Below are 1029 nucleotides of genomic sequence, written 5' to 3'. Positions count from 1 at the left end.
GTCGCTGCCGCCGGTGGCGGAGGCGGCGTCCAGGACGCGGGTGATGTTGCCGGCGATGTTGTAGCCGTACCGATCATCCTGGACGGTGTCCGGGCCTGAGGTGTCAGCCTTCGTCTGCGTGGTGACCCGCGAGAGCCAGTCGGTGGCTGGGTCGCGTTCCAGGACCCGCTTGACCTGTCCGCCCGCGCCGAGGGAGCGGCTTTCGAGCTTGCCCGTCAGGGTGAACGTGGTGTCGTGGACGTAGGTGAAGCCGCCCAGGTCGGAGGTGGTGGCCTTGGTGAAGCCGAGGTCGGTGTAGGCATGGGTGAGCGTCTCGGCGGCCAGCCCTCCGGCGGCGGGTAAGCCCTGAGTGCGCAGGTTCCCGGCCGCGTCGTAGCTGCTGGTGAAGCTGTACGTGCCGGCCAGCGCGCCCTCGACGGCCGGGACGGTGACGGTGCTGGCGGTGGGCCGGTAGTCGCTGTCGTAGCCGGTGACCGCCTGGGTGTAGGCATGGCCTGCCGTTATGCGGGTGGCGGCGGTGGGCTGGCCCTTGGCGACGGTGTCGTAGCTCCATTCGGCAAGCTTGGTGCCGGTGCCCGTCTCGCCGGCCCACTGGCTGGTGCGCCGGCCCAGGTCGTCGTAACTGTTGGAGATCTTCTGGCCGTTGCCGTCGACGCTCCAGATCTGCCGGCCGGCCAGGTCGAAGCCGTAGCTGGAGGTGCCGGCGTCGGGGTCGTCGGCGGCAGTGCGGCGGTCCAGCCAGTCATAGGTGTAGGTGCGGACGTTGCCATTGGCGTCCGTCATCGTGGTCAGGTTGCCGCGCAGGTCGTAGCCGTAGCCGGTGTCGGCATGCTGGCTGGCGTTCGGCCATTCCTCGACCTTGACGGCGCGGCCGAACACGTCGGTGACGGTGGCGGTCTTGCCGCCGAACGGCGGGGTGACCTCGGTTCGTTCGCTGCCCGGGTAGGCGGTGGTGGTGCGGCGCAGTTCAGTGCCCAGGTGGTAGGCGATCGATGCGGTGGGGCGTTCCTGGCCGTCGTAGACGGTCTT

General features: G+C 69.6%; 1 protein-coding gene. It reads right to left on the bottom strand.

Features of this window, described 5'->3' with window-relative positions; all coding sequences use genetic code 11:
• A partial coding sequence (locus AB0K05_RS44425) for an RHS repeat domain-containing protein (protein ID WP_364237890.1) occupies positions 1 to 1029 on the bottom strand: 1029 nt, incomplete at both ends.

Source organism: Nonomuraea sp. NPDC049486 (assembly GCF_040676925.1).
GTDB classification, from domain to species: domain Bacteria; phylum Actinomycetota; class Actinomycetes; order Streptosporangiales; family Streptosporangiaceae; genus Nonomuraea; species Nonomuraea ferruginea.
This window is presented reverse-complemented; position numbering and strand designations above follow the sequence as displayed.